We start from the raw sequence: 25,749 nt of genomic DNA, 5'->3' as shown, positions 1-25,749 counted from the left end.
GAGCCACAAAAAGCAGTGACGCCTGGTCAATCTGCCGTATTTTACGCAGAAGATATCTGTTTAGGTGGCGGTATTATTGATTCGGTGATTAAGTAATGAATGAACACCAAGTCATGGCGCTTGCCGCCATGTGCCAGGCTGCTAAACAAGTTCAAAAAATTGCCCAATATGGCAACAATAACGAACATGATTTAGAAATATTACTTTCAAGTATTATTCAAACATCTCCGGCATCGCCAGAAGATGTTTACCAAGGTACTGACAACTTACGTGATGGTTACAAAACATTAATGGCGCAGCTAACCGCAGGCGCTCAAAAAGATGTTGAAATTGTAAAGTACGTAGGTGGTTTAATGCAGCTTGAGCGAGCACTAAGTGCAAACGACAAAAGCTTAAACGAATTAGGTAAACGAATTGATGATATTCATCGTCGTTTAGACCACTTTGCTATTACCGATGAGAGCGTTGTTGCCGGTTTAGCAGATATATACTCGTCGGTGCTGAGCCCCCTTGGGCACCGAATACAGGTTTATGGCAAACCCGAGTTATTAAAACAGCAGCTCACTCAAAATAAAATCCGTGCGTTATTATTAGCCGGCATTAGAAGTGCAGTATTATGGCGACAAATGGGCGGTAAACGCCGTCACTTTTTCTTTGCAAAAAGAAAAATACTCGCCATTGCTAAAACAAAAATTTAACTATCGTTCAAACTAAAATTTAGGAGTTATTATGGAGCTTTCAGCGTTAACGGCTATCTCTCCAGTGGATGGTCGCTACGGCAGCAAAACCACTGAACTGCGCAGTATTTTCAGCGAATTTGGCTTAATCAAATACCGCGTAATTGTTGAAGTGCGTTGGTTGCAAGCGTTAGCTGCAGCAAGCGATATTAAAGAAGTACCTGCATTTAGCGAAGAAGCTAATGCACTTCTAAACGCCATTGTAGATAACTTCAGTGAAGCTGATGCACAACGCGTTAAAGATATAGAACGCACTACAAATCACGATGTTAAAGCGGTTGAATACCTACTAAAAGAAAAAGTCGCCGATAACAGTGAACTTCATGCAATAAACGAATTTATTCACTTTGCTTGTACTTCAGAAGATATTAACAATCTATCTCATGGTTTAATGCTAAGCGAAGCGCGTAAAAATGTTTTACTTCCTTATTGCGATGAACTTTTAAGCGCAATTAAAGCTAAAGCAATTGAATACAAAACAATCCCAATGATGACTCGTACGCACGGACAACCTGCTACACCATCAACTATGGGTAAAGAGTTTGCTAACGTATATATGCGTTTAAAACGTCAACGCGGGCAAATTGCACAAGTAGAGATGCTAGGTAAAGTTAATGGTGCTGTTGGTAACTACAACGCTCACCTTAGCGCATACCCAGATTACGACTGGCACACACATGCAGATAAATTTGTATCAAGCTTAGGTTTAACACTAAACCCATTTACTACACAAATTGAACCGCATGACTATATTGCAGAGTTGTTTGACGCAATTGCACGTTTTAACACTATATTGTTAGATTTTGATCGTGACATGTGGGGTTACATTGCCCTTAACCACTTTAAGCAAAAAACAATTGCTGGCGAAATTGGCTCATCAACAATGCCACATAAAGTTAACCCAATTGATTTTGAAAACTCAGAAGGTAACTTAGGCTTAGCAAATGCTATTTTTGCTCATCTTGCACAAAAATTACCAGTTTCTCGCTGGCAGCGTGATCTTACTGATTCAACCGTATTACGTAACCTAGGTGTAGGTATGGGTTATGCAATTATTGCATACCAATCAACGCTTAAAGGTGTAAGTAAGCTTGAAGTAAACGAGCAACGTTTAGCTGACGAGCTTGATCAAAACTGGGAATTACTAGCCGAGCCGATTCAAACGGTTATGCGTAAATATGGCATTGAAAAACCATACGAAAAACTTAAAGATTTAACACGCGGTAAACGTGTAAACAAAGAAATAATGGCGGACTTCATCGATGGTTTAGACCTTCCAGAGCACGCTAAAGTAGAAATGAAAAAACTAACACCTGCTAATTACATTGGTCGTGCTGTTGAGTTTATTGATGATTTAGTTTAAAAACTAAATTGCTCTTTTAAAAAGCGAAAGGATCATCCTTTCGCTTTTTTTGTTTTAACCCCATTGCACTAACTAGTAGGCATAATGTATGTATCAATTAAAAATAAATAATTTGTCTGAGCAAGAGTTTTTAAGCCATTTTTGGCAAAAAAAGCCGCTTTTAATCAAACAAGGTTTTGCTAATTTTCAAGACCCGCTTGATGCTAATGAACTTGCCGGCCTAGCAATGGAAGAAAGCATAGAGTCACGTATTATCACCAATCATAAAAATGACTGGCAAACGCACCAAGGTCCATTTGAAGACTTTGAGCAGTTAACAGACGATCACTCTACTTTACTCGTGCAAGCAGTTGATCACTGGCATAGCGATGCTGCACAACTGCTAGAACCATTTAGGTTTATTCCAAACTGGCGCATAGATGATTTAATGATCAGCTATTCAACGCCTAATGGTGGTGTTGGTCCACATTTAGACCAATACGACGTATTTATTATTCAAGGCGAAGGTAAACGCCATTGGCGTGTAGGCCTGCCTGATCCAACACTTAAACAGTTTGCTCAAAACAAAAAGTTACTGCAAGTTGAACCTTTTGAAGCCGTAATAGATTGCATATTAGAACCAGGCGATATTTTATATATTCCACCAGGGTGCCCTCACGAAGGTTACGCTGTAGAAAATGCACTAAATTATTCAGTTGGTTTTAGAGCGCCAAATCAACAAGATTTACTCTCAAGCTTTGCCGATCATATTATTGATACCGAAAGTGGCCAAAAGCGTTATACGGATCACAACATCACGCTCAGAAAATCAAAAGGTGAACTTACAAACCTTGAAGTTGATAAAGTTAAAACATTGATGGCGGCACTTTTAGAAAATGACGATTTATTTAAACAATGGTTAGGCTCAACGCTTAGTCAGCCCAAACATGAAATGGATTTAGCACCAGTAGAACCTCCATTTACACCTGAGCAAATAAGCGATGATTTAAGTGATGAAGAAACTGTGTTTGAGCGTTTAGGTGGCACGCGTGCTATTTATCAGCAGCTCGATACCGAAGTGTTATTAAGTGTAAACGGTGAAAATTACGCTATGCCATTAACTGACTTAGCGGCGGTAAAACTACTTACCGATAATACTGAATTTGAAAGTTCAGCATTAAATTTAACAAACCCAAGTTTAGTTTTTACTCAAACTTTTACTACACTTGTTAATGAGGGGCTTTGGTTTAATATAGACCAAGAGTAATAATACCAATTTTATTAATAATGGTGAGCATTTTGCAGCGTAAAATATTATATATACAGGTTAGTTAAAAATTTTAATTTTCACCTGATATTGGCTTAAATAATTTTGCTGTGATTGCTTACTCATTTTAATTGGGTATCAATAGGAGTTTGCAATGGGCTATCTGGTTGATAAGGTTGAATGGGATATAAAAAAAGATATGCTACAAAAAATTCGAGAACGAGTTTTTGTTTACGAGTTACATATCCCCAAGCACATCGAATTTGATAGCCTAGATAAAATTGCATTACATGTACTTGTTACAGACGATGCAAACTGCCCTATTGCAACAGGTCGGCTGTGTACGGATGGCTTAATCGGCAGAATAGCGGTATTACCCGAACACCGTAATCGCAAAGTATATAAATCGCTTCTCAACTTTATTGTTGAATTAGCTTCCAACCAAGGTATAGAAGAAGTAAGCATTAATTGTATTTTAAATGAGGTAGAGCGCTTTAAGCGAAATGGCTTTATTCAGCAAGGAAATGTTTTTATGGAGGCGGGAATTCCTAGGCAACGTATGCAATGCTCTGTTTCGGCGTTTAATACAACCCCCTTCACACTTGTACATTAATTAAAATATAAAGGGCAATAAATAAGCTATCACCCTCTACATTGTTACTTAACCCAAACTGTAGCTACTTTGGTTCATTAGCCCACAGCGGTTCATTATCATACATTTCGTACAAACCATGTGCTCTATTTATAAGTAAGTTAGCAAAATCTACCTGCGTTTTATCACGCGCGCCTGTACTCATAATTTGATCCGCTTTTAATTGCCACTGCAAAGAAAAATAACGCATTGCATCGCGAGCATCTGTAGCTGCACTTACTTCAGCATGATCTGTAGGTAATCGCCCTGTTACTACCCAATATGTTTTACCGTTTTGGGCTTTAAATTTCCACATTGCACAAAGTGGTGCTAAAAATCGGCTGTCTTTATCAACTACTGATTTTGGCATAATGCCCTTTTCGGCTAAATATTTTTGCGCTGCTTGAAAACATTCGCGTTGCCACTGCATTCTTTGCCCATCAGTTATAACTTGCTCTTTTGCTGTTAACGGCTTTTTTTCTTGTTGTTGCATTTTTAATAACCTTTTACTTCTTTTTTAACACTCTAAGGGCTTAGTAAATAAGGTGCAAGTATAAAACGGTCATTTGCACCTTAAAGCGCTCTGTTTGCTATGTTTTTAGCCAAACTATTATTTTATATTGTGATCAAACGAACCTACATCACCCGGAAAAACTACTGGAGACTCAATACCGTCTTTACTAACAGAGGCTACACCAAAGTAATAATTATCAATCACTACGTTTTTAAGTGTGTACTGTGAAACCTTACCAACGTATTTACTAAACTGCCATTGCGGCTCGCTCGTGTAACGCCAATAAATTTTATAGCCAGCAATATTTTCATCACTGCTTTCTTCCCATGAAAACGACGTATCAGCTGTAACAGCGCCCTTTATTTTAACTTCTTTTGGCGGTGCGGGTGCCCACGCCATAGACGCCATCGTTACCGCATTAAGTGAAGTTAACTTAGCCGTATAGTCAAAATCAACACCTTCAATGGTATCGCCATACTCAACACGATTTTCAGTGCGTAAATCTTGATGCTGACGATCGTAGTGCTCGTTAGTTTCCATAATACGCACCGCTGCAAAACCTGCATCATTAAATGGACGATGATGCCCACCACGGCCAAATCTATCTAATCGATATACAAGCATTGTATCTAAATTAGGAATATATCTGTCAGCAATAGTATCTATGTAGCGAGCTAAATTACGACTCGCAGAATCAACTTCACCACCTGTAAAGCGGCGAGTATTAGCTTGCTCTTTTGTTTCTACAACACGGGTACCTTCTGAAAATATACGTGCAGTCGTGTTATCAGTTACCCCATTAATACCGGTAATATTGCCAATCATATCGTTGTTTAAAACACCATGAACTTGCCAGTTATGCTTTTGTGCATAAGCCGTTAATATTTTACCGCCAAACAAACCTTGCTCTTCGCCCGAAAGCGCCGCGTAAACTACCGAACCATTAAATTTGTATTTACTTAAAACACGAGCTGCTTCTATTACTCCTGCCACGCCCGATGCATTATCATTTGCCCCAGGAGAGTCGCTAGTAAAGTCCATAACATCACTTACACGTGAATCTATATCACCCGACATCATCACCATGCGATTAGGCTCGCTCGACCCACGTTGAATAGCCACTATGTTAACCACTTCAACAGGATTAGGAATGCGTTTTTCGCCCGATATAGTGTCCTTTACTTCAATAATTTCCAGACAACCACCACACTGTACAGATATTTTTTCAAATTCTTTTTTTATCCAACGCCTAGCCGCACCAATACCTCGAGTATCCGATTTAGTCTCTGAAAGCGTATGGCGAGTACCAAAATCCACCAGCGTTTGAATGTCACTACCGATACGGGTAGCCGACACTTCACTTGCTATATCGTGTAACTTTTGTTGGTCGGTATATTGTAACTGCGTTTCACCATGTGCTGATAATGCAAGTGTGCAAGCGCCTGCAATTGCAGTAAATTTGAGTAACGTTGTTGTGATTTTCAAAGGTGTTTTAAGCATCTATTAGCTCCTAATTATTATAGTGTAACCATTACTTAACTAGGATTTTATGGCAACACATTTGAGGTAGATGCAGAAAGGAGCACGCTAAAGCGCAGTTATAGTAATAGTTAGAGAGTTAATTGAGTCGTACAATCAACATAATACCGGTCATAGGAATTAACCCAAACATCCACAGCTTTATTCCTAAAATATATTTTTTAAAGCTCCCTTTATTTATACAAGATCTAACTCTACTTCTATAACCGTTAAAATCACCCAAAATTAAAAACACAATTCCAATTACGATTGCGTAAAATAGAGCACCAATAAGTAAAGGGTTTTGCTTAAAAGTACTGATTATTTTATCTAAGTAGTGAATGTCAAACGTCATAGCTAAAAGAAAACTATATACAGTAGATATCATGGCTAACAATGCTGCAGCATTTATGGCCGTATTTTTATTTCTTGAGTCTAATTTTTTCATCCACTGAGCACACACAAAATGAACGGCGCAAATAAATGTTCTCATTTTCAATCCTTGAATAACGTCTAACTAATTAATTGCTAATATAATATAATATTATATTTTGAGGTTAAATTACAAACCTTGTTACACAATAATCTATTAAAAAATGTGTTTTTCGTGGCACACTGTCATTGTTTATATATTAATAGTTTAAGTTATGCGTCAGCTAAAAGAAGATACAGTTAAAAGTAACCTTATTGAGTCGCAGCAAAGTGCATACGGCCCCGTATGCGTGTATCAAAATAAAGAATACCGGTGGTTAACGCTTGCACAAAAAACCAATGAAGACATAACAGTTCAAGGCGTTATGAACCTAATACACCCTGAGCAAGTAATAGTACCTGTAAACCAGTGTATGATGTTATTTTTACTTAAACTGGTAGATACACTAAATATATTAAATCTAGGTTTAGGCACTGCAGGGTTTGAGCGAATTATGTATCACTTACAAAGTAATACGCCTTACATAAACACCATCAATACATTTAACACGGTAGAAATAAACCCAAACATTGCCTTAATTGCTGCCCAGCACTTTAAGTTACCAATTAAGCACAGCACCTATTTACAATGCGCCGAACAATATATTACCCAATGCACTGATCACTTTAACGTAATCACTATCGATATTTTTAGTGGTGAATATCACCAGCCTTTTTTAACCAGCGATAGCTTTTGGCAAAATATAAATCGCTGCAGTGAGCAAAATACGCAAGTAATCATTAATTTAAACCCACAAACTGGCCAAGAGCTGCAAATGCTTTTAGTACTTTTAAGGCAACATTTTAAGTGCTTAGCGATAATAGAGTTTAACGAATACAAAAATATAGTGATCATACTAAGCCAGCAAACATTAATGCACATAAACGTTGATGAAATACAAAACTCACCTGTGTTTATAAATTTTGCACCAAACCTTTATAAAAGTATTAACAGCATTTACCACATTGAATAAAACGTGTTACCGTCCAGGTTCATGTTTTTCATAGCACGGTAAGCTTGTTTCTAACTTCTCCCAGTTAGCTTTAGACGTAACAAAATTATGCGATAATACCTGCTCAGTAATATCGCTATCAAATATTCCTAAACGAATTCGTATTCTGCTTTTGTCATCATTATTGCTACTATAAACCGGCGAGCCACAACATTTACAAAAGTAACGAGTACGCCCTACTTTAAAACTATACTCGCTAAGTAGTGCCTGCCCTTTAGTTATTGTAAAGTCATCTGTATTTACAAAGCCATTGGTTGCAAATGCAGTCCCGCTGTTTTTTCTGCACAGTGAACAATGGCAATGGATAATAGTAGGGCGTGTTGTTCTTTGGTGGTTGAATTTGCAGCAGTGTGTTTGGTATTTAGGCAAGGCAGAGCCTATGATATGTGGTTGTTCCCCATACATAGGCGATAACGCAGCATAGATGCCAAACATGCGCTGCCCTTTGGGTTCTTTCTAGGGACGATTGACTCTTTGTTGCTCGGTTTTTACTTAGCCCACTAGGTTACAAACCTTGCGCCGCGATTAAATCGCCCCTAGATTGAACAAATTTCAATCCATAAAGATCAACACGCCCTAGTTATACTGCCCGACACTTCAACCCTTACCTCACCGCACAAACACGAACCCATATACATATAACATCCTAACTATTAAATTATTTTAAACTCAGCTGAAATTTGCTGAGTTGATTTAATGGATAAGTTTACTGGTTAATTTTCTGAATGGAATAATAATTTTTATATCTTCGCAGTTCCCACGCCATTACGTATTGCTTTAATGATTGACATAAAAACATTAAATTGGTTACATAACTCTCAATAAAAACTATAGCCAAAATTTAAATTGGTTAACCAAATATCAATAATATTACGAGAGCCAATTATGTCTTCCAAACACATTTTAATTCTATGTTTGTTTAGCACGCTATCAGCATGTTCAACCATTCAAAAAAGTACATCGAGCGATTGGCTACTTATTGATAACTTTGAAAATTCACTTAGCAAGTGGCAAAGTGTCGATACCCAAAATGAAACTAAGCCACAGGTTAAAAATCCACAAATAACAGTTATACAATCAGAACAAGCATCTGCATCAACAAATCATTATTTACTCAAAAAGCCTGCGGCTGAGGGCATTGTAGGAAATCGTAAAGCGCTTTCTTATACAAAACTTCCACAAGCGGTTGAAGTTGGCGCCACCTACACATTTTATATGCGTATAAACGTGGCTGCGTTTCCTAATAACCATGCTTTTGGATTGAGTAACCTTTCTCCAGCGCTAATAAATAAACATGCGTACGATGCGTTTGAGCCAACACTTCGCGTAACCGATAAAACAGAATCAAACGGGTTTGTAAACGATGGCGCTTTAATGGTTAAAACCGACAGCGGATATAGCAACATTCAAAACTACACTACAAACCAGTCAGCTAAACCTCTGCAAACAAATACTTGGTACGACGTATGGTACGTTGTTAATAACGCAGCAGCCTCAGAGCAAGGTCAGCAATATGATGTTTACGTAAAAGGTGGTGAGTTTAACAGTCAAACGCTGGTATATAAAAATGCACAATTTAGAATGAAGCGCGAACAACCTCTTATATACTTTTTAGCAAACTGTAATACAGGCCCAATTAAAAAGCCTTACGGAAATGGTGGTCTCAGATATGACGATTTATACATGAGCGAAGGAAGAAACCTAAGTAACCCAACGCAATAAATAAGAATAACACTCATAATTAATGCCCCACAAACCTGCATTTAAAAATACTTAAATGGTATGATACCCACCATTATTTGCCATTTAAGTTTTTAAAATGTATCGATTATTTGAAAAAATGACAAAAGCATTTCCTGAGGATCAACCTACTCAGCCGCCTTCGACTTTATTTGCTTTTTGTCGCCACTACACCAAAGGAATGGAACTGTCGTTGCTGCTTATGTCAATCAGTGCCGCCATGCTCGCTATTTTAGAGGTTTCTTTATTTAGCTATATGGGGCAGCTTGTTGATTGGTTAACAACCTACACGCCCGAAACCTTGTTTGTAGAGCAAAAGTCAGAGCTTATTAAAATGGCTGTCATGCTGCTATTAGTATTGCCCGTAGTCGTATTTTTTCATTCTGCTATTTTGCACCAAGCATTGCTTGGCAATTACCCTATGTCGATTCGCTGGTTAGCGCATCGTTATTTACTGCGCCAAAGTGTTAGCTTTTATCAAAATGAATTTGCAGGAAGAATAGCCACCAAAGTACTGCAAACTTCTTTAGCCGTTCGCGAAACAGTGACCAAACTACTCGATGTATTAATGTATATAGTGGTTTATTTTGGCTCAATGGTATTTTTAGTTGCCGAAGCCGATTGGCGCTTAATGATCCCTTTATTAGTTTGGTTGGTTTTATACATTTGCGTGCAACTTTACTTTGTACCGCGCCTTAAAAAAATTGCCAGCTCACAAGCCGATGCGCGCTCAGAAATGACCGGCCGTATTGTTGATAGTTACACTAACATTTCAACTATTAAATTGTTTTCGTATACCCAGCGTGAAGAGCAATACGCAAAACAAAGCATGGATGTATTTTTACAGCCTGTGTACAAGCAAATGCGCTTAGTAACCAGCTTAAACTTTGTTATTCAAAGCTTAAATTACCTATTAGTATTTTCGGTTGCCGCTGTATCACTTTATTTATGGTCACTTAGTGCAATTAGCGCCGGCGCCATTGCAGTTGCTGTTAGCTTAGCGCTCAGATTAAACGGTATGGCGCAATGGATCATGTGGGAAATAAGCAGCTTGTTCGAAAACATTGGCACCGTAGCCGATGGTATGAAAACACTGTCAAACCCTATCGAGGTTTCCGATAAACCAAATGCTGATAAGCTTAACGTAAGCCAAGGTGCTATTGAGTTTAACAACGTACACTTTAACTACGGCAAAGCTGCAAACGAGACTAATCGCAGCCCTGTAATGAACGGTTTAAACTTAAATATTAAACCTGGTGAAAAAATTGGTTTAGTCGGTCGCTCTGGCGCGGGTAAATCAACACTTGTTAACTTATTACTGCGCTTTTACGATACCGACTCTGGAACAATAAAAATTGATGGGCAAAACATCACAGACGTTAGCCAAGAAAGCCTACGCAGATATATAGCCATGGTAACGCAAGATACCTCCTTGCTTCATCGTTCAGTAAAAGACAATATTTTGTACGGTCGTCCTGATGCAACCCACGATGAGATGATCAACGCGACCAAACAAGCTAAGGCGCTTGAGTTTATAAACGACTTGGTCGACAGCAAAGGTAATAAAGGCTTTGATGCACAAGTGGGCGAACGCGGTGTTACGCTTTCGGGCGGTCAGCGCCAACGTATTGCTATTGCACGTGTACTACTTAAAAATGCCCCCATACTTATACTCGACGAAGCCACCAGCGCACTCGACTCAGAAGTAGAAGCAGCAATTCAGGCAAGCCTTGATGACTTAATGACAGGCAAAACAGTAATTGCCATAGCGCATAGGCTCTCAACCATTGCACAAATGGATAGATTAATTGTACTTGATGACGGCGGCGTAGTTGAGCAAGGCACTCATGAAGAACTAATCGCTAAAGGCGGGATTTACGCCGCTCTTTGGACTCACCAAACGGGTGGGTTTATAGGCGTCGATTAGCCATTAATATTACCTTACTGTAGACGTGGTTTATATTCTGCTGCTATCTAAACAAAAAAGCGAAGATGCCTTAAAGGCTCTTCGCTTTTTTGTTTAAAGTTATAAATAGAGTTTATAACTTTTTTATAAATTAAAAGATTAGTCTTAACCCTATCATTATCAGCATAACCACATTAGCAAGTACGCCGATTAAAAAAAAGTAACTACGTGGGCTTGGGTTTTTCTCCGTTGCTATAGCGTAGTACAGCGCCATGTGAATTAAACGCGCAATTAAATACACCCAAATACACATTGCAAAAATCGGGCTTTGATAATTAATTACAAACGCAAATAACACCGTACCTATAAATAATGCACTGTTTTCAAGCGTATTATGAAACGTACGATGTGCTCTAAATATAAAGCTGTCGTGCGATAAATCCTCGTCAATTTTACCTGGTACAGCATTTGGTTCTTTAGCTTTGCTAAACGTAGCCACAGCCCACTGTACAAGCAACATAATTAAATAGAGGTAAAATGCCAAATAGGCCGAAAGTGCAACTTCAGTCATTATTAAATCCCTTGTTTTGTTTTTAACTTAGTATTGATTGCAATTTTAAAGCCTAAGTTAATACACTGATATTCAAAGGGTTAATTTAATAAGCCTAATTACATATGTAAGTAACACACAGCGTTGTATAAAATTTACTTGTTATAATTTAAAAAAATAACATCAAAACTAAACTGTATACTGCTGGGTTTACTCCGATCTAAAAAGTTTAAACTCTTCAAGCGAAGCATCCCATAACGCTACCTGATTACGCCCCAAAGACTTAGCCTCATAAAGAGCTAAATCAGCCTGTTCAATCAACTCAGAAGGTGTTCTGGCTTTAAATTTAATAGACGTAACCCCAAAGCTACACGTAACAGGAATATCATCAAATGTCGCTTTTTCAACTTTAATACGAATAGCCTCAGCTATACGTATTGCTTGCTCTTGAGTTGTGTTGGGCAAAATAATACAAAATTCTTCGCCACCAAAACGGGCCACGCTATCACTTTTACGTATATTAGCTTGTAAAAGTTCGGCTACGCCACAAAGTACTGTGTCGCCAATGCTATGCCCATAGGTGTCGTTAACGCTTTTAAAATGATCAATATCGACCATTAAAATACAGTACTCTTCAATCGGAGGTAAATCCAAAAAGTCGCGATTCATAACCTCAAATAAAATACGACGGTTATAACAATTGGTCAAAGGGTCTCTTGCTGCCAAATAGTCTAACTCTTCATTACGTTTTTTAGAGGCAATAAAACTTCTATAAACCAGTAATACAATAGCTAAACAAGCGGCTAATAAAAATGCGAGCGCAATACTGGCGTATTTATTCTTTGAAAGCTCTAGCTCTGATATAACTCTAGCTTGGGCGGCGATTTCAATTTGATTATTTTTCTTTTCAAGCTCAAGCTGATGGCGTTTTTCTTTTTCTCTTAACGTCTCAAGCTCTATTTCCATTTTGTGCGAATGTAAATGTGCTTTTTCAAGCGCCAATTTATCTTCATTTCTTTCATTTTGAATAATATCGGTTAGGGCTATTTCTTCTTCTGCATAACGAAGTGACTCTTCTATACGACCACGCAATTTTTCTGCTATTCGAATTTCACGATAGGCATATAGCATATGTAATTTATCATCTATTTCGGTTGATAAAGCGAGTGACCTTTTCAGTAAGGAAATCGCCTCATTTGTATCAATACCAATTAAAATGCCCGCAAGCGCAGTAAGCGACTTTATCTCATAAAGTTTACCACCTGTTTCTCTGGCAAACGACAATGACTCTTTGTAATACTCTATAGCCTTGTTGTTATTTCCTTGGGCACGATAAATATTACCAATAATACGTGCTGTTGTAGAAATGTACGATGTAAGGTTTTTGTTTTTATAAGTGATATAAGCTTTTTTAGCATATTGCATTGCTGATGCTAAGTCGCCAGATTCGAGGTTAATAACAGCCATTTCTCTTAAAGCTGAAGCGAGCGTTTTTTCCTCGACCATACCTTTTGGCAAATCGATAGTTATTTGATAGAAAAATTCGGCCTGATCAAACTGCCTTAATCGTGTATATACCAGTCCCATTTGATTTGATGTTTTAGCAATCCCAAGCATGTTATTTACTTTTTTATAATATAAATATGCCTCATTTATATGTTCAAGTGATTTTTCATAAAGATTAATATGACGATAAATAATACCCGCCCCTAGTAATGCCTTAGCAAAGCCGGCAGGATCGTCAATGTCTTTATGTATTTCTAATGCGCGAGTGGAGTAATCAAGGGCTAAAACTAAGTTATCTAAATAACGATGTGCTTCTGCTAGTGTATTTAAAGTACGCGCCATTAGCTTTAAATCACCTAAACTTGTGTATATTTCTAAAGCTTTTGTATAAAAGTGAGCCGTTTGCTCTCTATTTTTGAGGCGTTTGTACGACTGAGCTAATTTTTTATACGTTTCACCTAACTGTCTTTGTATTAATTCGTCTTCGTCAACAAGGTATTTTAAAGCAGATGTATATTGCGCGTTCGCGTTATTGTACTTTTTTTGCTCATAAAACGAATCCCCCTTAGTAAGGAGCACTTGCGCTATAAAAAAGTCATCGCCATACACAAGGGTTGTTGGTAATAAAGTTTCAATGCGGGTAGTAAGTTCGTCATAACGTTTTTCTTCTAATAATATATTTATATAATTAATAGACGCCTTTATTTGGTTTCGTGAATCATTTAATTTGCTGTAGTAAACAGAGGATTGTAAAAAGTGCTCGAGTGATTCATTAATATTGTTATTTTTTTTATTCGCCCTACCTAGCAAGTTATGTAGCTTTGCGCTGAGTAACGTGTCATCAGCACTTTGCGCTTGTGACAACAACGACTTACTTAGTTCAATACTTGTTATAACGTCAGTATCTATAAGTAATTCAGCTCTTTTTAGCAGCCCTGCATTAGATTCATTAGTTAAACTGTATGAGGTGGTTTCTTGTGCGTAAGCGCTACTTAAACTAATAAACAAAGCAAAAAACAAAGCTTTCACTAACAATTTAGAATTATAAATTCGATTTACGAAGAAAGTGTGTACTTGCGAAGTTAAGTCCATCTTTCGCGTGTGATACGAGTAAGTGTAAAATTCCATATTTACCATTTTAGTGATTTGTTATTAATTTAATGCAAAAATTCTGGCGATAAAATATACACATAAAGACTGCAGGTCAAGTTTCGCTGCAATATGGGTAATTGTTAATTTATGATTTTAGCATAATTATGCATATTGCAGCTTAATTCTTTTTTAGCTTAATCGTACGCTGTAACTTACTAAATGAGAAAACCTAGCTTCTCAGTTTAAGGGTAACCAATACAACACCGTGGTCGGTAGTTAAATCATCACGCTCATACTCGGGATTTATTAAGTGCCTGTCGTAAGTGTTATAAGTGCTTACTTCAAAAAAGCTGTCATCGTAACTAGCGTCAAACTCACACGACAATAAAATGTAATCAAGCACAGAGCTGCTCGCGCCATAATAATGTGTTGGCGGCCTTAACGGTGCTGTCTTTGTTATATTTATATTTTTTACTTGGCTTTTATCCGCTGAATCAGCAATCTCGCTGTTATTGCTATCACAATCACTTTGTTCATCGTTTGTTATTGCTTCATCGCTAAAAACCTCATCATTACTTAGCTGCGACTTAACAAACAAATCCCATGAATCATTTAGACAATATTTTGCTAAGTAGGTTTTAGCGTCAAACGCAGGTGCAAAGCGTAGCGTACTCGTCAGTAAATGGCTTAATACGCCATCCGCAAGTTCATTATTAAAGTCCCCCATTAATAGCATGGGTTGTTTCGTAGCTTCGCGGCGAGTAATCATTTGTATCATTAGCAATGTAGCTTCACTGCCACGCTGAATAGTTGAGCCCCAACCACCCGCTACATTCGCCTTTAAAATCTCAATTATGTTTTGCTCGGGCGCTAGCTCTTTGTTGTGCTCATCAACATTAATCATAGGGCGCTTAGATTTAAAATGCACCACATAACAATCAGTATTGCCTATGTGCGGCAAAGTAACGGTCGCTCTCAATACCTTACGACTAAAAGTAAACTCACTATTAAGGCCAAGCGTACTTGCAAGCTCACTATCGTGTTCAACCGCTGCTACCTCAACTATGGGATATTTAGAGGCAATTGCTACTACGGGGCGCTTATAAATAAAGTCATCAATTACCTCTGGTGTATCTACCACCGCAAAGTAATTATAGCCTTGCTCAGCAACTAGCTCTTTTAACGAATCAATACTAAACACTTCCTGAAAACCAATCACATCAGGCGCATGTTCTGTTAAGTAATCAGCAATCCAACGCTGCTTTTTAGCCCACTGTTGCGCGGTATAAATTTTCTCAAACTCATAGTATGCATTGGGTGGCTCAAGATAGTTAAACAGGTTAAATGTGGCTATTTTTAGTTGGGTGTTAATAATTACAGATTCTTCACGGTTTAAATCTGTATCTAACTGTTTAAGATCTTGATTGCTGATGGGTATCGCCTAAGTAAAGTTGAAAGTGTTGCTTGCTTATAAACTATCATTTTATTACATGTTTACGTAATAAATCAGCCAGCTTAATTGTAATTTTATACACTCTTTTATTCTATACCAATCCGCAATAATACTTAATCATTTTGCGGGGCTAAACGTGTCGCTACCTGTGTTAAAAAATTCTCATTTACGACTGCATGGATGTAGAAGATAGAGCAATGCAGGAGCAATTGCCGAGAACAACTAAATAGCGAATTTTTTGCCTAGCTATCAACACGTTTTTCCATCCTCAAAATAGATCACTTAATTAAGCGAATTGGTATTAGTCTTTATTATATCCCTCAATAAATAGCATTAACGTGCTTAACCAGATAAAATTCGCGGCAATTAAATATGAGCGAAGTGAAGTTGTCATGAGTAGAAAGATTGAACTATTAGCCCCAGGCGGTGATGTAAACGCGGTAAAAGCCGCCATTGTAGCCGGTGCTAATGCGGTTTATTGTGGGTTAGATACCTTTAATGCACGTAACCGAGCGTCTAATCTTTCGTTTGATGAGCTTAACGGCGCACTTCGCCTAGCCCATGAATACGGCTGTGAGATTTTTTTAACGCTAAATGTAGTTATATTAGAGCACGAAATGGGTGCGCTATTTAAGCTATTAAATCAGCTAGTAAATACCACGCTCGATGGCATTATTGTGCAAGATTTAGGGTTATTCAATATAGTTAAAAAGCACTTTCCTACTTTGCATATTCACGCATCAACTCAGTTAACTACGCATAACGAATCACAGGTTGAGTTTTTAGCGCGCATTGGCGCTACACGCGTAAATTTATCGCGCGAGCTTAACTTAACTGAAATTAAAATACTGACCGACGTAGCGCATAAATGCGACGTATTAACCGAAGTATTTGTGCACGGCGCATTATGTATTGCGTTTTCAGGGCAATGTTATTCAAGCTCAGTAAGTGTGGGTAACTCGGGTAATCGTGGTCGCTGCTCGCAAGCGTGTCGTGATGAATACGAGCCAACGGCGATGGGTAACAAACATCCACTAAATTTAAAAGATAATTCAGCTTATTTTGACCTACCAGAGCTGGTAGCCGCAGGTGTTGATTCGTTAAAAGTAGAAGGCCGTATTAAAGGCGCTAACTACGTACATACGGTTATTGATAGCTGGCGCAAACAAATAGATACCTTTGTACAAACCGGTAACCTAATTGAAGACGATTCAAGCTTATACAAAGTGTTTAACCGTAACTTTACCAATAAGTTTTTAACCGGCGACATGACCAAAAACATGTTTACCGATAACCCGCGCGACCATAGCTTTGATCACGCTAACGAAAAAAACAATGCAATTTCGGTCGTGCAAATTTACGATGCTCAGCAAGAGCTTTCCACTCAAAAAAGTGAAATTGATTCGTTAGTTAAAAAGAAAATTGAATTTTTGGATATTTCAAAGCGCGAGCTTACATTAGAATTTTCAGGGCAATTAAATCAGCCATTCACTGTAAACATAATTATTGAAGATAAAAACGATATTACGCTTTCGAATAAAAACGAAAAAGAGCCTCTACGCTTTGAAGTTCAATCGCAAATGCCTATGCAAACCGCCGATAAATCGGTTGTTGATATTGCTGCTATTGATAAACGCTTTAAAAGCTTTAGTAATGCCAATTTTGAAATTAAAAATATGGATTACTCAAACTTAGGCAACAACTTAAGCATTCCGTTTAAAGAGCTTGCCCGCATTAAGAAGCAAGTCGCGTTTTTATTAAACGAAGGTAAAGACGTACTCGCCCCTGTTGAACTGCCTAAACTAGTAAACCACGAAAAAGCAGATAAAAACAAAACAACACTCTCTATTTTAATATCGGACATAAAAGACGTTCACCTATGTGATTTAACAAATGGCGATGTTTACTTTAAATTACCTGAGAGCTTTAGAACCGATAACGATAAATACATCAACGTATTTTTAGAGCACCCGCAGTTAATTCCTTGGTTCCCGGCGGTATTAATTGGTAAAGATTTTGAAGAAGCGGTACGTTTACTCGAGGTTGTAAAACCTAAGCTTATTATTAGTAACAACACAGGCGTTGCATTTAAAGCCGTGCAAATGGGTCTTGACTGGATTGCAGGTCCATTATTAAACACTACAAACTCTTATGCGTTACTAACACTACAAGAAGATTTAAACGCAAAAGGCGCGTTTATTTCAAACGAAATAAACAAACCACAAATGCGTAGTATTAAACGCCCTAACAACTTTAAAATGATGTACAGCATTTATCATCCAATACTAATGATGACCAGCCGTCAGTGTTTTTTCCAGCAAACCGTTGGCTGTAAAAAACCACGTATTGACGCAAGCTGTATGCTGAGCTGTAAAAAAGAAACAACCGTTACCAATGTTAAAGGCATTAGCTTTGCAATTGATAAACAAAAAGGCGGCTACCCGAGCATTTATAACCACGAGCAATTTTTAAATATGGATATTGTGACCGATTATGCCGACAAGTTTGACGAGTTTATGATTGATTTAACCGACATTGGCTCAGGCGATAAAGAAAAACTCGATAAAGCCGTGTTACTTGCGCATTTTCAGGATTTAATTAGCGGGCAAACACAAGCAGCTGATCAGTTAAATCACATGGTGAAAGTAAAAACACGTCAGCAATATGTTGAAGGCTTAAACAGCTAAGGTAAGTATTAAAATGACACTGCCATTATTATATTCATTACAACACTGCCCATATGCAATGCGCGCACGAATGGGTATTTTAATGGCAGAGCAACACGTGCTTCTACGCGCTATAAAAACTAAAAATAAGCCACCGCATCTTTTGCAAATATCGCCAAAAGGCACGGTGCCTGTTTTATTACTGCCGAATAATCAAGTAATCGATGAAAGTCTAGACATTATGCTCTGGGCGCTCAAACAAAACGATCCGTATAATTTACTGCATACTCAAGACCCATTAGCACTTGAGCGCATGCTTGAGTTAATTAAGCTAAACGACACGCAATTTAAACCCGTGCTCGAAAAGTACAAATTTTATGCTCGTACAAAAGACATGGCACAAATTTATTACCAAAAAGCCTGCGAAGAGTTTATTAAGCAATTTGAAGCAAAACTAACCACGCATAAATACTTAATGGGCGATGAAAAAAGTCTAGCCGATTATGCCCTGCTGCCATTTATTAGACAGTTTACCCGCGTAGATAAACACTGGTACTTACAAAGTGAATACACGTATGTACGCGCATGGTTAAACGAGTTTTTGCACGCCCCCATGTTTACCAAAGTTATGACCAAATTTGATTTGTATATGGACTGCGGCGAAGAGTTTTTGTACGGCGTTAAAAAATCTTAACTTAGCCTTTGTTTTATAGAAATTACATTGTCATAGCTAGCTACAAAGCTAAGCATTGAATTATTCTCATCATCGAATTTAAGCCATTTATTTACGCTATAATGCCCTCCCCATTACTAACAAACGCTATGCATTATGAACTACTCAAACTTTGGCACTAAATTCACACAACCCAACGGCATTACTCAGTTAATGGAAGATTTAGGCGGTGCTAAAAACAGCAATAATCCTAATATTGTTATGCTCGGTGGCGGTAACCCCGCACTAGTACCACAAGTAAATGAGGTTTTTTTAAGTGAATTACAAAAACTCGTTGCCAGTAACAAGGTATCGCAAGTATTTGGCCTTTACGATGGCCCTACCGGTAACGACGAGTTTAGAGCTGCATTAGCAGGCCAGCTAAGTAAAGAGTATGCATGGGATATTAGCGCCGATAACATAGCGCTTGGTAATGGCAGTCAAGCTAACTTTTTTGTGCTGTTTAATATGTTGGCAGGCGAAATGCCTGATGGCAGCCGCAAAAAGATTTTATTTCCCCTTGCGCCAGAGTACATAGGTTATGCCGAGCAAGGTTTATCGGCTGATATGTTTGTTGCCATAAAGCCTGATATCGAAATTTTAAATACAGGCAGCACATCAAAACAGTTTAAATACGTAATTGATTTTAAAGCAGTTGAAAAAACACTAGCAAACGACAGCAGCATAAGCGCACTGTGCGTATCACGCCCTACCAATCCAACAGGTAATGTAATTACCGACGATGAAGTAAAACACCTTGATTTGCTTGCTAAGCAATATGGTATTCCACTCATTATTGATAACGCGTACGGCGATCCGTTCCCAGGTTGTATTTACACCGACGCAAACCTAACGTGGAACTCAAACATTATTTTATGTATGTCACTTTCAAAACTTGGCCTACCAGGTTTACGCAGCGGTATTGTGGTTGCAAACAATGAGATTATTAAAGCAATTGGCCGCGTAAATGGCAGTATGGTTTTATCGCCAAATAGTATTGGCCCAAGCTTAGTGACACGCTTAATTAACGACAACGAACTACTGCCACTGTGCCGCAATGTTGTACTGCCTTTTTATCGTAATAAAGCACACATAGCGATTGAATTGTTTGATGAAGTATTTGCCGAACTGCCTGTTTATTTGCACAAAGTTGAAGGCGCATTTTTTATGTGGCTGTGGTTTAAAGATGCAAAAATGACAAGCGAGGTGTTGTATCAAAAGCTTAAAGAGCAAGACGTGTATGTGATCCCAGGTCACAACTTTTTTATCGGCATTGACGATAGCTGGGCGCACAAGCACGAGTGTATTCGTATTAACTATGCTACCGATGCAGATACCCTAAAAAAAGGCTTAGAAGCGATTAAAAACCTAATAAAGTAAATATACTGATGCCGATATTAATATCGGCATCAGTCATTTAACTCGCTTATATATTCGTTTAAAATTCATGTAAACGCACTGTATCCCCTTTAAATTTATATACAAGTTGGTATCCTACTCGACCTTTTTTAATAGTAATTCGCTTAATTAAGTGATCTATTCTGAGGTGAGAAAATCGTGTCGATAACCAAGCAAAAATTTCGTTATTTAGTTGTTCTATATCAGAAATTTTTAACGCAGTTAGCGTCAGATTTAATCCCTCAAATTGATTAAGTATTATTGCGGATTGGTATAACATATGCTTATTAAAAAAGAACCAGCCAAGGGGCGATTATCGCTGCAGGGCACTTAATTAAAGTGGCAGCAATAACACTACAGGCATCGCGTATAAATATTGGTTTTAAACGTTAGATGTAACTTTAAATAGCAACATGCAATAACACTATTAAGGTCAATTATGCGATTAGGACCAGGACTACTTGTCACCGCTGCCTTCATTGGACCAGGGACCATTACTACCGCCAGCGTGGCAGGTGCAAACTTTGGTTTTGCACTTATATGGACATTACTGTTTTCAGTAGTTGCCACTATATTATTACAATCTATGGCGGCGCGCCTTGGCGTTGCTACCGGGCAAGATTTAGCTCAAGCGCTCAGAGCACATATTCAAACGCCCTTATTTAAATCTTTAGCTATATTTTTAGTCATTAGCGCCATTGGTGTGGGCAGTGCAGCTTATGAAGCGGGTAACTTAAGTGGCGCTAGCATGGGGTTAATTGAAATATTCCCACAAGTTAACTCCCAACTATGGACACCACTTATTGCTTTTTTAAGTGCAGCTTTACTGTATAGCGGTAAACATAAAGTGGTTGAAAACGCGCTAATTTTACTCGTTATTTTAATGAGCTTAGTGTTTATCTCAACACTTGTAATGGCAGCCCCTTCACTGGGTGATGTATTTGCAGGTTTTATTCCTAGTATGCCTGAGGGTTCGATTACAACCATACTCGCTTTAGTTGGCACTACCATTGTGCCGTATAACTTATTTTTACACTCCGGCGTACTCGCTGCTAGACACGACAGTAACAGCGATATGCAAAAAGTGATTAAACAAACAAATGTTGATACAAGCCTATCAATCACTTTAGGCGGTGTGATCACTTTAGCTATTTTATCTACAGCTTCAGTTGCATTTTATGGCACCGATGCGGGGCAAATTAGTGCGGCCAATATGGCCGTGCAGTTAGAGCCATTGCTTGGTGACGCCGCTCATTACTTTTTTGCTATTGGTTTATTTGCTGCAGGTTTAACAAGTGCTATTACAGCGCCACTTGCAGGTGCTTACGCCGTGTGTGGCATGTTAGGTTGGTCAAACGATATGGGTAACTCACGTTTTAAAGGCGTTGCTATTGTTATTTTATTGTTTGGTGCTGCGGTGGCGTCACTCGGTTTAGACCCTGTCGCGGTGATTATATTCGCGCAAGCGGCTAACGGGTTATTACTCCCTATTGTTAGCACCTACCTTGTATGGCTGGTTAATCAAAAAGGGGTTATGGGAAACTACACTAACTCTTTGGTGTTAAACCTGGTAACCCTACCCGTTTTAATCCTAATTTTTGGGCTAAGTAGCTACAAACTAATTAGTTTAATTTTTTAATTAAATTCTAAAGGTCATATTCAAAGGCCGCTGTTTACAATATACAGCGGCCTTTATTTATTAAACACTAAATAACGTATAAGCCGTATTTATATTCACACAGCTAACACGCTTTTTGGGTTTTAGTTGCCTTAACTAATTGCGAAAACGCCAAACCACCTACCGCGCCTGCAAGCAGTTGAGCATAAAAACCCCAGCCTCTTGCGCCCGCTATAATATGAATATTCATAATTGATTCAATGGCAATTAACACAATAGTAAATGCCACAATGCCCGCAATTACAAATAGCTGAGTACTGTATTTTTGAACCTTTTTATTAAGCTTTACGGTAACAAAAAAAGCGATGGCAAGTGCTACGGCAATAATAGCGCCGTAGGTAGGTAATAGGCCTAACCAATCATCAAGCGTTAAACTAACGCGATCACTAAAGCCCACCACTACACCTACATTAACTAATTGATTGACAACGTATTGGCTATGAAACAAGCTAGCAAGTGTGAATGTAAGTAACCAAGAAACTAAAAATGAAGGCAATATACGTGTTAAAAACGACATGGTTATCTCAACTTAAAATAAAGCTTTTCTCTTATACTAGTTATGCTAGCAAAGGCTTGCTCCGTAAACAATGTATCTCTTTTTTTACTTTGCTTTCGCTTTTTTCGCTTTCTGTTAATGCAGATGCTACGTTACCAAAGGAGCAATACAGTACAAAAACACTGGCTACGCAATTACAGTCTCCGTGGAGCATGGTTGAACTACCAAACGGCACATGGTTAATTACAGAGCGTGATGGTCACGTAGTTATAGTTAAAAACAATGTGCAATCAAGAGTAGAATTAAACCTAACAGGTTTATACGTTGCAGGCCAAGGTGGTTTACTCGACATTGTGTTATCACCAGATTATAACGACTCAAAAGAAATTATTTTTACTTATGCCCAAGGTGATGCAAGCGCAAACAGGCTTGTTGTTGCCAAAGCCACGTTTAATGGCACTGACTTTTCAAAACCTAACATTATTTATAAAGTAGCGACTGATAAAAACACACCGCAACATTACGCAGGACGCGCCCTTGTCCTACCCGACAATACGTTATTAGTTTCAACGGGCGATGGTTTTGACTTTAGAGAGCAAGCACAAGTTATCACCAGCCAACTTGGTAAAATATTACGTATAAACCTAGATGGCACCATACCAACAGATAACCCATTTATTAATTACAAAAACCTAAATGCACATGCTGTTTACTCACTTGGTCATCGTAACCCTCAAGGCTTAGTTTATGATTACGATACGCAGCAAATTGTTAGCCACGAGCACGGCCCTGCAGGCGGTGACGAGCTAAACTACTTAACCGCTGGGACTAATTACGGCTGGCCGGTAATCACCTATGGCAAAGATTACTCGCAAGCGCGTATTTCACCATTTACCGAATATAAAGGCATGCAAAAACCAAGTGTTAATTGGACGCCATCAATAGCGCCATCAGGCATGGCGTATTACGGCTCTAAACATGCAGCTTTTCCTTCATTACAACAACATGTGCTTATCACTACTCTTGTTGATAAAAAGCTCTACAGCGTTAATCTGGCTAATGGTGAATTTACGCAGTCTCACGTATTTCCTGAAGCAATGGGTAGATTAAGGGATGTGTTTGTTACAACTAAGGGGAACATCGCGGTATTAACCGACGGTAAAGAGGCAAAGCTAATGTTAGTCACACCAAGGTAATTGGCGTTATTAATATTAGGTTGGAGCACGTAGTTTTAACCGTGGACTAACATAAAATGAGTTAAACAAAAGGTATACTAATGAATACAAGCTGTGGTCAAAACGAGTTGAGCACAGCGCTCTACAACTGTCTAATTAGATAAAATCATCAATCTCCATCAGGGTATTGTTCCGGTTTTATACCACTTTCGAGTACCACTTTAGGATAAAATATATCAGGCTTTTCACTAAAGCGTTTTTTCCTACTTTTACTTATTTGAAACAACCAGCTATCACCGTAATCAAACATATAATAGAGTTTTTTACCCTTAGCTTGTGGGAATATGCTATCAATTGTTTCTTGAGTTACCTTATCCTCATTGCATGCTATACGTTGCGCGCTTCTAGAGTAATAAGAGTTACCTATACAAAACTCATACATGTGATCATCATCAAAGTCTACAGCAGACAAAACTGCCTGATGTAATTCATCCAAACTATAGTCAATTGGGATTTCTAAAGCACATTCCCATTCATTATAAGCGTGCATACCATCAAGTAATTTTATCTTTAACGTCTCAATCATATCCAAACTCCCCCCTCTTACCTATATTGAATTAACTGCCTATTAAACAGACGGATAATTTAATTAAACAAATAATACTGCGCCACTAAACTTGCTTTTTGCGTCAGCAAAATTTAGATTGGCTGTCTTGTTTATTGTTCGTTGGTTATAATCACGGAGCGATAGCCAACTGTTATTTTTCCTCTTAGGAATTTGTTATATTTTTTATGCCACTGCAAAATCAACTACGTGGACATTTGTTAAGTTAATCTGTTGTTTAGCATGCCAAAGATCATAGTTATCTTGCATTGCTAACCAACTCTCAGGAGTTCTGCCAATTGCTTTAGATAAACGAAGAGCCATTTCTGGAGAGATAGCACTTTGCCCTTTTAGAACCCTATTTAAAGTAGATGATGCCACATCTAGTTGTTTAGCTAAATAACGACAGCTAAAACCTGAAGGTTCTAGGTATACATCGTAAATAAACTCTCCAGGATGTGGTGGATTATGCATAGTCATTAGTGATAGTCCTCATAGTTAAGAATATATGCATTACCATCGATAAATTCAAAAGTAATGCGCCAGTTACCATTTACAGTAATAGACCAAACCCCATCACGTTCCCCTTTTAGTGGGTGCAATTTAAAACCGGGTAGATTGATATCATCAATTTCTTGTGCGGTATCTATTGCTGTAAGTTGCATCCGTAATTTACGTTGATGCTTAGCCTGAATTCCAGCAACACTTCCTGTTTGAAAGTATTTTTTGAGGCCTTTGTGTTTGAAAGATTTAATCATGACACAAGTATAGCGTGATGCGCATCAGTCGTCGATAAAAATATAACGCCCGCGTTTACGGCTGGNGTTTGGAGCGCAGCGGAAAAACAATCCGATAACATGCGCTTGAAACTTACTCTAATTCAGCAAGTAAAGCTGTGTCACTACAAGATTTACTTTTTTTGGCTAATAAATGATTTTTACGACTACCTTACTTTCATTCATCCAGTAAATAAGCAACTATCACTCTTAAACCTAAATCGCATTAGACTAGACAGCCACTCCAATTGTAAACTAATCTAGCGCGCCACTAAATTTACTTTTTTGGGCTAAGAGTTCACCTCTTTTTATATCTTTACTCGCGCGTTACACATTAAATAAGCAATTATCACTGTTAAACCTAAATTACACGCATGAAAATGACTGCATAATGCAGTTGTGATTTATTACTGAGTAGTTTAAGTTTTATGCCAGTAGCTTTTCGCAGTTACTGATATTCGCTCGCCGCTTTCGGTTTAAGTTTTCACAATAACCTTCTTGTGA

The 25,749-nt window shown here is 38.2% G+C and carries 23 protein-coding genes and 1 pseudogene (1 of these 24 only partly in view); 13 read left to right on the top strand and 11 right to left on the bottom strand.

Features of this window, described 5'->3' with window-relative positions; genetic code table 11:
- From mnmA to L659_RS0100105, 5 genes and pseudogenes are all read left to right on the top strand, one after another.
- Nucleotides 1–96 (top strand): annotated as a pseudogene (gene mnmA / locus L659_RS01000000122825) (tRNA 2-thiouridine(34) synthase MnmA) (it extends 1,009 nt beyond the left edge of the window).
- Entirely contained in the window at nucleotides 96–698 is a 603-nt protein-coding gene (hflD, locus tag L659_RS0100120) for a high frequency lysogenization protein HflD (RefSeq protein ID WP_024589171.1), read from the top strand. The pseudogene mnmA and the gene hflD overlap by 1 nt, the downstream one beginning before the upstream one ends.
- A 31-nt stretch (nucleotides 699–729) precedes the next feature.
- On the top strand, nucleotides 730–2,100 hold the full coding sequence (purB, locus tag L659_RS0100115) for an adenylosuccinate lyase (protein ID WP_024589170.1): 1,371 nt from the start codon (nucleotides 730–732) through the stop codon (nucleotides 2,098–2,100).
- A gap of 88 nt (nucleotides 2,101–2,188) precedes the next feature.
- Nucleotides 2,189–3,346 (top strand): ribosomal protein uL16 3-hydroxylase, encoded by a 1,158-nt coding sequence (locus L659_RS0100110; protein WP_007580196.1) that lies wholly within the window; start codon nucleotides 2,189–2,191, stop codon nucleotides 3,344–3,346.
- 154 nt (nucleotides 3,347–3,500) lie between these two features.
- On the top strand, nucleotides 3,501–3,959 hold the full coding sequence (locus tag L659_RS0100105) for a GNAT family N-acetyltransferase (RefSeq protein ID WP_010552647.1): 459 nt from the start codon (nucleotides 3,501–3,503) through the stop codon (nucleotides 3,957–3,959).
- A gap of 64 nt (nucleotides 3,960–4,023) precedes the next feature.
- Here the strand turns inward: L659_RS0100105 and L659_RS0100100 are convergent, their stop codons facing one another.
- The 3 genes from L659_RS0100100 to L659_RS0100090 form a co-directional block, all read right to left on the bottom strand.
- Nucleotides 4,024–4,470 (bottom strand): DUF4826 family protein, encoded by a 447-nt coding sequence (locus L659_RS0100100; protein WP_024589169.1) that lies wholly within the window; start codon nucleotides 4,468–4,470, stop codon nucleotides 4,024–4,026.
- 117 nt (nucleotides 4,471–4,587) lie between these two features.
- On the bottom strand, nucleotides 4,588–5,991 hold the full coding sequence (locus L659_RS0100095) for a M28 family peptidase (RefSeq protein WP_024589168.1): 1,404 nt from the start codon (nucleotides 5,989–5,991) through the stop codon (nucleotides 4,588–4,590).
- 118 nt (nucleotides 5,992–6,109) lie between these two features.
- Nucleotides 6,110–6,502: a hypothetical protein gene (locus L659_RS0100090; RefSeq protein ID WP_024589167.1), complete on the bottom strand. Its 393-nt coding sequence runs from the start codon at nucleotides 6,500–6,502 to the stop codon at nucleotides 6,110–6,112.
- A gap of 154 nt (nucleotides 6,503–6,656) precedes the next feature.
- On the opposite strand from L659_RS0100090, the gene L659_RS0100085 reads away from it, so the two are divergent.
- A complete protein-coding gene (locus tag L659_RS0100085) occupies nucleotides 6,657–7,454 on the top strand; it encodes a hypothetical protein (RefSeq protein ID WP_024589166.1) in 798 nt (265 codons plus the stop codon).
- Between the two features lie 6 nt (nucleotides 7,455–7,460).
- Here L659_RS0100085 and L659_RS0100080 read toward each other — a convergent pair whose 3' ends face one another.
- A complete protein-coding gene (locus L659_RS0100080) occupies nucleotides 7,461–7,928 on the bottom strand; it encodes a GFA family protein (protein WP_024589165.1) in 468 nt (155 codons plus the stop codon).
- A 450-nt stretch (nucleotides 7,929–8,378) separates the two neighbouring features.
- Here L659_RS0100080 and L659_RS0100075 point away from each other — a divergent pair, with 450 nt between their 5' ends.
- Nucleotides 8,379–9,215, top strand: a complete 837-nt coding sequence (locus L659_RS0100075; RefSeq protein ID WP_024589164.1) for a hypothetical protein — start codon at nucleotides 8,379–8,381, stop codon at nucleotides 9,213–9,215.
- A 97-nt stretch (nucleotides 9,216–9,312) separates the two neighbouring features.
- Entirely contained in the window at nucleotides 9,313–11,160 is a 1,848-nt protein-coding gene (locus tag L659_RS0100070; RefSeq protein WP_024589163.1) for an ABC transporter ATP-binding protein, read from the top strand.
- 130 nt (nucleotides 11,161–11,290) lie between these two features.
- On the opposite strand, the gene L659_RS0100065 is transcribed toward L659_RS0100070, so the two are convergent.
- From L659_RS0100065 to L659_RS0100055, 3 genes are all read right to left on the bottom strand, one after another.
- The gene (locus L659_RS0100065; protein ID WP_024589162.1) at nucleotides 11,291–11,710 is read right to left on the bottom strand and encodes an MAPEG family protein; all 420 of its coding nucleotides are present in this window, start codon (nucleotides 11,708–11,710) and stop codon (nucleotides 11,291–11,293) included.
- A gap of 189 nt (nucleotides 11,711–11,899) precedes the next feature.
- The gene (locus L659_RS0100060) at nucleotides 11,900–14,287 is read right to left on the bottom strand and encodes a tetratricopeptide repeat-containing diguanylate cyclase (protein WP_024589161.1); all 2,388 of its coding nucleotides are present in this window, start codon (nucleotides 14,285–14,287) and stop codon (nucleotides 11,900–11,902) included.
- A gap of 229 nt (nucleotides 14,288–14,516) precedes the next feature.
- Complete coding sequence (locus tag L659_RS0100055) at nucleotides 14,517–15,626, bottom strand: endonuclease/exonuclease/phosphatase family protein (protein WP_024589160.1); 1,110 nt, start codon at nucleotides 15,624–15,626, stop codon at nucleotides 14,517–14,519.
- Between the two features lie 506 nt (nucleotides 15,627–16,132).
- On the opposite strand from L659_RS0100055, the gene L659_RS0100050 reads away from it, so the two are divergent.
- From L659_RS0100050 to L659_RS0100030, 4 genes are all read left to right on the top strand, one after another.
- Nucleotides 16,133–18,427, top strand: coding sequence for a peptidase U32 family protein (locus L659_RS0100050; RefSeq protein ID WP_024589159.1), 2,295 nt, complete (start codon nucleotides 16,133–16,135; stop codon nucleotides 18,425–18,427).
- A 13-nt stretch (nucleotides 18,428–18,440) separates the two neighbouring features.
- Nucleotides 18,441–19,100, top strand: a complete 660-nt coding sequence (locus tag L659_RS0100045) for a glutathione S-transferase (RefSeq protein ID WP_024589158.1) — start codon at nucleotides 18,441–18,443, stop codon at nucleotides 19,098–19,100.
- Nucleotides 19,101–19,235: 135 nt separating this feature from the next.
- A complete protein-coding gene (locus tag L659_RS0100040; RefSeq protein WP_024589157.1) occupies nucleotides 19,236–20,498 on the top strand; it encodes a valine--pyruvate transaminase in 1,263 nt (420 codons plus the stop codon).
- Nucleotides 20,499–20,955: 457 nt separating this feature from the next.
- On the top strand, nucleotides 20,956–22,155 hold the full coding sequence (locus L659_RS0100030) for an Nramp family divalent metal transporter (RefSeq protein ID WP_024589155.1): 1,200 nt from the start codon (nucleotides 20,956–20,958) through the stop codon (nucleotides 22,153–22,155).
- 103 nt (nucleotides 22,156–22,258) lie between these two features.
- Here L659_RS0100030 and L659_RS0100025 read toward each other — a convergent pair whose 3' ends face one another.
- Nucleotides 22,259–22,711 carry a hypothetical protein gene (locus L659_RS0100025; RefSeq protein ID WP_024589154.1) on the bottom strand — a complete coding sequence of 151 codons (453 nt, stop codon included), beginning with the start codon at nucleotides 22,709–22,711 and terminating at the stop codon, nucleotides 22,259–22,261.
- Between L659_RS0100025 and L659_RS0100020 the strand changes: the two genes are divergently transcribed.
- The gene (locus tag L659_RS0100020; RefSeq protein ID WP_024589153.1) at nucleotides 22,696–23,886 is read left to right on the top strand and encodes a PQQ-dependent sugar dehydrogenase; all 1,191 of its coding nucleotides are present in this window, start codon (nucleotides 22,696–22,698) and stop codon (nucleotides 23,884–23,886) included. The genes L659_RS0100025 and L659_RS0100020 overlap by 16 nt on opposite strands.
- Before the next feature lie 148 nt (nucleotides 23,887–24,034).
- Here L659_RS0100020 and L659_RS0100015 read toward each other — a convergent pair whose 3' ends face one another.
- The 3 genes from L659_RS0100015 to L659_RS0100005 all read right to left on the bottom strand — a co-directional run bounded on the left by L659_RS0100015 (nucleotide 24,035) and on the right by L659_RS0100005 (nucleotide 25,227).
- On the bottom strand, nucleotides 24,035–24,451 hold the full coding sequence (locus tag L659_RS0100015; RefSeq protein ID WP_024589152.1) for an IS1096 element passenger TnpR family protein: 417 nt from the start codon (nucleotides 24,449–24,451) through the stop codon (nucleotides 24,035–24,037).
- Nucleotides 24,452–24,655: 204 nt separating this feature from the next.
- On the bottom strand, nucleotides 24,656–24,949 hold the full coding sequence (locus L659_RS0100010) for a HigA family addiction module antitoxin (RefSeq protein ID WP_024589151.1): 294 nt from the start codon (nucleotides 24,947–24,949) through the stop codon (nucleotides 24,656–24,658).
- Nucleotides 24,949–25,227, bottom strand: coding sequence for a type II toxin-antitoxin system RelE/ParE family toxin (locus tag L659_RS0100005; protein ID WP_024589150.1), 279 nt, complete (start codon nucleotides 25,225–25,227; stop codon nucleotides 24,949–24,951). Before L659_RS0100005 ends, L659_RS0100010 begins: the two co-directional genes overlap by 1 nt.
- Between the last annotated feature and the right edge of the window lie 522 nt (nucleotides 25,228–25,749).

It is taken from the genome of Pseudoalteromonas sp. S8-8, assembly GCF_000497875.1.
GTDB lineage: Bacteria > Pseudomonadota > Gammaproteobacteria > Enterobacterales > Alteromonadaceae > Pseudoalteromonas > Pseudoalteromonas arctica.
Note: the sequence above shows the minus strand (reverse complement) of the source record. Positions and strands in the feature narration are given on the sequence as shown.